This is a genomic window from Litorivivens sp. (genome assembly GCF_041625495.1).
Lineage (GTDB): Bacteria > Pseudomonadota > Gammaproteobacteria > Pseudomonadales > Spongiibacteraceae > Litorivivens.
In genome coordinates this window covers 1-8,588 of sequence record NZ_JBFJTH010000160.1, presented here as the reverse complement: position 1 = coordinate 8,588, position 8,588 = coordinate 1, and the positions used below count along the sequence as shown (strand labels likewise).

Genomic DNA, 8,588 nt, shown 5'->3' with positions numbered 1-8,588 from the left:
CTGTTCGACTTGTTCCTGTTCGACTCGTTCCTGTTCGACTCGTTCCTGTTCGACTCGTTCCTGTTCGACTCGTTCCTGTTCGACTCGTTCCTGTTCGACTCGTTCCTGTTCGACTTGTTCCGGTTTGACTTGGTCCGGTTTGACTTGTTCCGGTTCGATCTTTGCCTGTGCTGCCTGCTCAAACTCCGGCTTTTGAAGATACGGTTCAAGAATCGGCGCTAAGCCCTTTAATACCTGAGCCGGCAAAGCTGATGTGAATTTGAAATCCTTTGCTTCACTGCCGGGCACAAAGGCCGTCAGCGTGCCGAAGTGGTTATCACCAATATAGAACACCAGCGTGGCGGTGCGGCTTAGCGCGCGGGATTTATGCTTTACCCCGGCGGACGTTGTCACCAGGCGATTATCACCGGTACCGGTTTTACCGCCTGAGACGCGGGCCGTTCCATCGATATGACGAAATACGCCCTGCAAACGTCGGCCAGTGCCCTTGTTGACTACGTCGGCCAACGCAACTTTTAAAGCATGAGCAACTTCCGGCCTCATTACTTGGGTTGGCGTCGGAGGAACATAGGTCAGGCTCACTTCGTAAGGAGTGTCCTCGGCGAACTGCAGCCTATTGACCCGATAAGTCGGCAAGCGCTTGCCATCATTGAGAATAATACCCATCAGTTCCGCCAGCGCTGCAGGCCTGTCACCTGAACTTCCCAGCGCACTCGCCAATGACGGTACTAATTGATCGAAGGGATAACCCAACTGCTTCCAGCGTCGATGGATTTCTGTAAACGCCTCCAGTTCCAACATGGTACGTACTCGGCTGTCTCGAGCATTCTTGGCCTTGGTACGCATTAGCCAATTATATACTTGCTGCCGTTGTTCCTTGCTTTCGTCCAGCAGGGTCTTAAAGGTTGCCCCCTCATTATTCTCAAGATAACCCAGCAGCCAAAGCTCTAGAGGATGCACCTTGGCCAGATAACCCTGATCTTGCAGGCTATAGGCATCCGCCGAATACTGTTTGTACAGGCGCTCAACTTGCGCATCCGATACGTCGGTCTGCGGCATACGTTCACTCAGAAAGGCTGCCAGATCCGTCGCGCTGCCTTCTGGAAACAGGTATCGATACACGACTGACAAGCGGACCGGCGTCGGCTGAATACCGGCAAGAAAGGTATCCAGGCGTTCCTGACTAGGCTTACCCTGATACTTTACCCAGAAGCGCCAAAGAAAGACCGAACCTTCCCGGTCGATAAATCGCGTCAGCATTTCTTTGCGACGAGTGTCGCTGTCGTCTTTAAGCACCCGATCTACATCATTCCATTGCAAATAAGTGATGTAATTGGCTATATCGCGAAGCATTCGGACAAAAGGCAGGTTGACTGAATCCTGCAATGCTTCGCGGACCGTGGGCGCCCGCGCATTGTCTTCAGGTTTGAAGTTGCCGAAAGTATGGCGTCCGCCGCCGGTAAAAAATCCTTCCGCCGGACTCGCAGAATAACGCCGCTCAAGAGCGCCCTCCAAAAGCGACGACAAGCTCAGTTCAGGCGTTGCAATCAACTGCTCTAGTACCCAGCGCGACAGTGCGTCGCGGCCGGGATCTCTCATTAACATCAATTGCTCGGTAGCTGCACCGGCAAAGCGCTGATGCAGTTCGGCTATAACCTCCAGATAGGTAGCAAGCACCCGAAGTTTAGCGGTAGAGCCTAATTCCAGTTTACTACCTTCATTTATATCGAAGGGTATATCTGTGTTATCGGTCTGTACGCGCACCCGGTTGCGATCCCCTGAACGCTCAAACAGGGTAAAGCTGTACCGCAGCTCTGTGCTCTGTCCAGGTCGCAGCAGGTATTCCCCAACAAGGCCATTTTGTCGTGCAACCGACTCGTCGCGCAGATTGCGCAAATGCGCGGTAATCTTTTGCTGTAGGTCTTTATCCAGGGTTGTAAAGACATTCAGATCCAAACGATCTAGTGCGTAGAGAGGTATGCCGAGCTGGGATACCAAGCGGTTACGAATTGCGTTCGCCCCTTTGTTGGTCTCGTTGACCTGCGCGGCCGGTGCCATTCGAAAATTCCGAAAGACCAATGGCTGGGCCAGGGCATCTTCCATAAGTTCGAGTCCAATCACACCCTTGCGACCGAGCAATCGCAAGTGGGCATCGGTAAGCTGGTTCAAGTCGTCCCGGTTCTGAAGCAAGTAATATGTGGGGCGGCGTTGGGCTATCATTAGCGCCATCACCTGACGCAACGCCAAACCTTGCCCCTCAAGCACCTCCGACTCCGGGTCGACAGACATCAGCAGATCATTCGTTCGATCAAAGTCAGCACCAAACCAAACATGCAGTCCGTCTCCCAGACCATTGACCTCGCCAAAGCCGGGAGCCGCCGCGAGTGGTACCGTATTGAGATAATCCAGCACCAATTGGCGTCTGGCGGGATAGGTATCTATTCCCTGCTGATACACTCGAACACTGGCGGAAGCTATCTGACGGAGCTTCTCGGAGATCGACGTAGTAAGGCCATCCTCTGAGTGGCGAAACTTTTCAATCTGTGTCGCTAGTGTACTTCCACCGGCAGCGGGTGTATCGACGTTCATCGCGTCACCCACCTTGAATATCGCCGCCTTTAGGAAACGCCCCCAATCGACCACCGGGTTTGCTTGAGTGTGTTTTTCTTTAAGCAAATATCGGTTTTCGATATACAGTAATGACTGTGTCACCGGATTGGGTATTTGTTCGAAGTCATCATAACCACGTCGCGGATATCTATACTGAAACAGGGCTTGCTGTTGCTCATCGATGATTGTCAGACCGGCACGTGATTTTTCGCGGAATGGCGGAAACAACCCGGACTGGGCATAACGCAGTAACGCCGGCGAGAAGACAGCCTGTTCTTCAACCCGCATGCCCCCGCCATCTTGTAACCTCCCAATCATTCGCGGCAAGCGGATGTATCCCAAGCGGTCGTCAAATGGCCCCTCATGGGGATAGAGCACGGCGTCGGTTGGCCCTGGTTCAACTTTATAACTTAAGGTACTGGCAAAGCGTGTCAGCCAGCGGGCTTGTAGCGTGGATGTCTCCGCTTCGTACACGATGGCTATAAGAAGGGCAAAGGGCAGGGCGATTAACAGCAGTGCAATCCACCGAGCCCTAAGCCGTTTGGGAGGGTTAGCTGCTGGATGGCAAGCGGAATTCACAGGGTCTTCGAATTTCCTGTTGCGTTGCTTGGTTTGACCGTAAGGATTTTTTGCCACGAGATAACCGGAATAAAGTTGAAAGTGTGCCCAAGAGGCCTTCGGGGGGTCGCTAAGGCTTCGCCGTGAAGGTCTGGGGATAAGAGGCGCGGTCTGAGCTGACGCTCTCTAGAAAAATATTTTGGCGGAGAGGGCTTTTACCTGCTCTTTCTGGCGCGAAATTATACTAGAATCGCTTTCGCAAAAGTAGCTAGTTGCAGTGTTAAACGCGTCCAGCAGCAGAGTATAACGTGTGAACTCCCGACTCCTTATTATTATAATCAGCCTGGCCCTTGGCTCTGGCATACCCACTACAGTGCTCGCAATTCCAAGTACACCGCCTGCACGTGACCCGTCGCTATTAGAGCTGGCTTCGGTTAAAGCCATGGTTGTAGACACTCAAACCAATGAGGTGATCTACGCTTTCAATCCCGATACGGTCGTAGCCATTGCATCCATTACCAAGCTAATGACAGCGATGATCGTGCTGGATGAGGGCGATCCACTCGACGAAATGATTTCGGTCAAAATTGACCAGACAAGCGAACTCAACAATGTGTTTTCACGCCTACGTATTGGCAGTGTCGCCTCCCGACGCACGCTCTTACTCCTGGCGTTAATGTCATCAGAAAACCGAGCTACCGCGTCGCTAGCCCATCATCACAGCGGCGGATACGCTGCTTTCATCACCAAAATGAACGCTAAAGCGGCGAGCCTGGGCATGAAAAACACGCGCTTTGTCGAACCCACCGGGCTTTCTGAGCGCAATGTCTCCACCGCGCGAGACCTAACCTTGTTGGTACAAGCTGCGGCCCGCTATCCCCTCATTAACCAGCTCAGCACAACGCCGAAAAAAGACATACAATTCAAAAAACCGAGCTACACACTGGCGTTTTACAATACCAACCCGCTGGTACTCAATGAACATTGGAATATTCAGCTTACAAAGACCGGATTCATTAACGTAGCCGGGCGCTGTTTGGTGATGTTAACCAATATCAATGACCGCCCGCTGGCCGTGGTATTGCTAGATTCTTTTGGAAAACGGTCGCCAGTGGGCGACGCAAGCCGAATTAAGCAATGGCTAGAAACGGGGCGCGGCATGCATGTACCCCCAGCCGCAAAGGCATACCACCAACGAAAGGTGAGTGAGATATAGCCATTATCAGCATTAGTTCGCTGGCGAATACCAAATGGACGAGCTAATCGCACGCTCTTGAATCACGGCTGGCTGCATAGGGGGTATCCCCAGCCTAACCGCATCATACGTTGACCAGCGTGGGGTAGGTATTTCAAGTACCCGGGCGTAATAAAAGGCATTCTGCGTGGGGTCAAATTCCGGGTCCCGCCAAAACCCGGTCAAACTCGAGGCGCCAATGGTGTTTTTGTAGCTTGCCGATGCCAGGTCAACCGTAGAGCCGATTGGCGGAAGTTTGCCAATCGATCCGGTGTCCGCTTTTCTACTCGCAGCGGCAATATCAAAAATCTTTTCGTGGCTACTTCCGTTCTCGTCAACCCAGCCCTTTACGATCTGAATTCTATCCAGGTTTGCTCCCAGCTCGTCCTTCAATGCTGCCACGACAAAAGTGGGTGGAGTTGGGCCGGTATGCGGCGGTAGCAGACTACCCATGGGAACGCCCATTTCGTAAGCCGAAGTGACCCACGACGGGTCATCCAGCAACGACCGCTTGAAATGCCAACCGCCAAACATCCGAAGTTTTATCCGCGGACCCGAGGTTGCGTATGTTTCTCGTCGCCGCAATGCATCAAACAAAGCTTCGCGCGTATTTTCCAACGCCCAAACACCCGCCAAGCCCCCGGATGACCAGCTGGTCACAGGGTTTACGCCATCTGGCAGCAGCAAAGCCTTACCCGTGCGCAACCCCGCACTACCGTCCATCATTGGCAATTTCCCAGTGTAATCATTCTCATCTGCAGGTGAACTCGCGTTGTGACTGTCGCTAGCTCCTATCACACCAATGCGATAGGGGTTAAAGCCCTCCTGGCGAGAAAACACCAAGCCCTTTCGCAACGCGTCCCGCAAGTAACTACCGGTTACCGTTTGCAGTGAGGTTTTTTCGCCCGGCTGCATTTGCGCAACCCCGTATTCGGCAAATTCATCGAGAGGAGACAGCAGCGGATGTGTTTCAGACGCTCCCTTGATCTGCAGGATTTCGCTTACTGGTTCAAAATGTGTACGCAAGTCGGCGTAGTTTTTATTCAGCTTGTTGCCGTTACTGTCTTGGGTGGGATACATGTTCCCACGACTAACATTTGCATTATGCGGTATCGCGATCGCTACGTTACCCTTAGCTTCTTCCTTCTTCAGGAACTCCCAAAGATCCTCAGGGCGGGAACTATCAATAGAGCTGAATGGCAGATCCGACACGTCGCTTCCGCGATAAATCACGTTACGGTGAATATGGGTCGCGATATCACCGACCGAAGCGGACCATTCATACCCTACAAACGTAGTGAAGCGTTGAGGTTGGTAGTGGCGCTCAGCCGCATCGATAGTCTCCTGCCAGGCCGAGCGGTTAGTCGCTACATTCAGTTGATCCATCCCGGCCCCAAATCCATTCGATCGAATAGTTAAGGTCGTTTTTAGCCAAGCCCACGTAATACTCAAAGGATTGCCGTCGAGCAATATCTGGCGAAGTGACTTGCGAGACGTTGGCATATCTACCCGTTCAGCCATTGCCTGCCCCAGATACTCAGAGTGATCAGTTACTGCTGCGAAATCCAGAGGCCTGGCGATCTGAATGGGGTATCCCGCCGCGTGCTGCAAAGTGTGGCCTTTAGCAAAACGGTACGCGTCGTCTGGTCGCGACCGCACGCCCATCACGTATGCATCGGTGGATAATCCGGTATGAATATGCAAGTCGCCAAAATAGAGATTACGATCTGAATTTTGCTGTGTTTGAGGAAGCTCTACCTCGGCGAGTTGCGCGGGCTCTCGATATTCGGGAAATAAACTGGGGTCATCTACCGCGCCACAAGCCGCCAGGCTGGCGAGTAGAAAAATAAAGATAAAGCAGCGGTGACATTTTCTCATATGAAGCTCTCTTAGAATTATTAGGCCCAGCACCGCATGGTACAAAGTCTGATCTACTCGATCACAGGCCGGGCTTTACCACAGCCAAGCAATTATGACGCTCGGAGGCTAGCGGCGCCTATACCGTATTTAGTGAAGTATAGAAAAGACCGACTGAAATCGGCATTACATCGTCGTTAAAACCGTGAGGATCTTGCCAATCGAAGGCATTCCAACATTGTATACCAAATATTAATCTTTCCGGCGTAGGCTGAATCACTGTAAACCCCATATGAACTTGTGCCAGCACTATGCCCGTGGTAAAACTAGTAACATTTCACGGGAAATGTTTTTCGCAGCCAGCTGCCCTGAGCGCCAATGTGCTATTGCAGCGTTGTGGACGACAGCCAATCCCGAAATGCAGGTTCTTCACCATTATCGGACATCACATGACAGAAAAAATGATTGAATCCGTCGATCTTCTCGTTATTGGCTCTGGCGCAGGAGCCATGACAGCCGCGTTGCGTGCCGCCCATGCAGGTCTTAGTGTCTTGATTGTGGAAAAGTCGAGTAAATACGGCGGCACCTCCGCTACCTCTGGCGGAGGGTTGTGGATTCCCTGCAACCACCTGATGTCTTCGGTCGGAATTGATGACTCTCGCGAAAAGGCGCTCACTTACCTGCGAGAACTATGTGGGAATGACGTCACACCCGAGAACATTGAGGCCTTCATCGACAACGCACCAAAGATGCTGCAGTGGCTAGAAAAGAACAGCCACGTGCGCTACATGGCGATGGAGCACTACGCCGATTACTACCAGGAACTAGAGGGCGCGGCCCCTGGCGGCCGCTCGATCGACCCGCTTCCATATAGTGCAAAAGCGCTCGGCGACGATTTCCTGAACCTACAAGATAATCATGTACAGACGAAAGTCATGGGCATGATGGGCTACACCAATATCGAAGGTGCAATATTGCTTAGTAAGTCACCGGGTTGGTTCAAATTGGTACTGAAGCTTGCCTTTGAATACTTTGCCGATATACCGGGGCGACTCAAATCCCGTAAATCGCGACGCCTCACCATGGGAAATGCCTTGATAGGGCGCCTGCGTCGCTCGTTGATGGATAAAAATGTTCCGCTTTGGCTCAATAGCCCAGCCAAAAAAATACTGGTTGAAAACGGCAAAGTAAGTGGAGCACTCATAGAACGCAATAACCAGCTGGTCAAGGTAAACGCCAAGGCCACAATATTGGGTAGCGGCGGTTTTGAACACAACCAGGCACTGCGCGAGAAATATCTGCCAAAACCCACGAACGCCAACTGGTCATCTGCCAGCCCGGCCAATACCGGGGATATGCTGCTCGCCGGACTGGAAATCGGTGCGGCGACTCACCTGATGGACGAAGCCTGGTGGGGGCCTAGCATCACACTGCCGGGCGAAGACCGTTCCCGCCAGCTATTTACCGAGCGCTCCATGCCGGGCAGCATTATGGTAAACCGGGCAGGGAAGCGTTTTTTCAACGAATCCGTAGCCTACACAACAGCCGTGCAGGCGATGCAGAAAGAGGGGAATACTCCGGCTTACGTCATTTTCGACAGCCGCTATAAACGCGAGTACCCCTTTGGCCCCCTGTTGCCAGACACCATGCATCTGAACTGGATGCAACCACCGCGGTTTAAACAGATATTAACCAAAGCTCGCGATATCGAAGAGCTGGCTAGCACCATTGGAATTGACAAGTCCGGCTTGCGAAAGACAGTCGATCGCTTTAATCAGTTTGCCGCCAATGGCAAAGACGAAGACTTTCATCGAGGCGAAAATGCCTACGACTTACTCTACGGCGATGTTCGTATCTCACCAAACCCATGCCTGGCTCCAATAGAGGAAGGCCCGTTCTACGCAATGGAAGTCTATCCGGGCGATATAGGCACGAAAGGGGGCTTATTGACTAATGATAAGGCTCAAGTATTGAATACCGAAGGTGCCCCTATCACCGGGCTCTACGCTATTGGCAATACCGCAGCCTCTGTGACCGGCCGCTGCTATCCTGGCGCGGGCGCGACCCTTGGGCCAGCTATGACCTTCGGTTTTGTAGCCGCTGAACACGCAGCCAGTGAAATGAGCGAGTCGTAACGATTAACACCATCCGATTACGGCATTCGATTCTGGACAGCCAGCGAATTGCTGCCCAGAACCAGCCTGCGTCGAAATCGTTGTTATTCGGCTCTTGTTTGATACTACCTAAATAGCAACAATACATAAAAAACACAGACCTTCAAACACAAGGCTATAGCCAGACCACAATTCCCCTCAAAAAAAACGGGTTG

The 8,588-nt window shown here is 52.3% G+C and carries 4 protein-coding genes; 2 read left to right on the top strand and 2 right to left on the bottom strand.

The window, feature by feature from the left end:
- The coding region (locus tag ABYP39_RS15265) for a transglycosylase domain-containing protein (RefSeq protein WP_372783396.1) at positions 1-3,189 on the bottom strand (3,189 nt) is incomplete at its 3' end.
- A gap of 289 nt (positions 3,190-3,478) precedes the next feature.
- On the opposite strand from ABYP39_RS15265, the gene pbpG reads away from it, so the two are divergent.
- Positions 3,479-4,384, top strand: coding sequence for a D-alanyl-D-alanine endopeptidase (gene pbpG, locus ABYP39_RS15260; protein WP_372749214.1), 906 nt, complete (start codon positions 3,479-3,481; stop codon positions 4,382-4,384).
- Between the two features lie 12 nt (positions 4,385-4,396).
- Here the strand turns inward: pbpG and ABYP39_RS15255 are convergent, their stop codons facing one another.
- Positions 4,397-6,280 (bottom strand): DUF3604 domain-containing protein, encoded by a 1,884-nt coding sequence (locus tag ABYP39_RS15255; RefSeq protein ID WP_372783395.1) that lies wholly within the window; start codon positions 6,278-6,280, stop codon positions 4,397-4,399.
- Positions 6,281-6,708: 428 nt separating this feature from the next.
- On the opposite strand from ABYP39_RS15255, the gene ABYP39_RS15250 reads away from it, so the two are divergent.
- Entirely contained in the window at positions 6,709-8,394 is a 1,686-nt protein-coding gene (locus ABYP39_RS15250) for an FAD-binding protein (protein ID WP_372783393.1), read from the top strand.
- Positions 8,395-8,588: the final 194 nt, after the last annotated feature.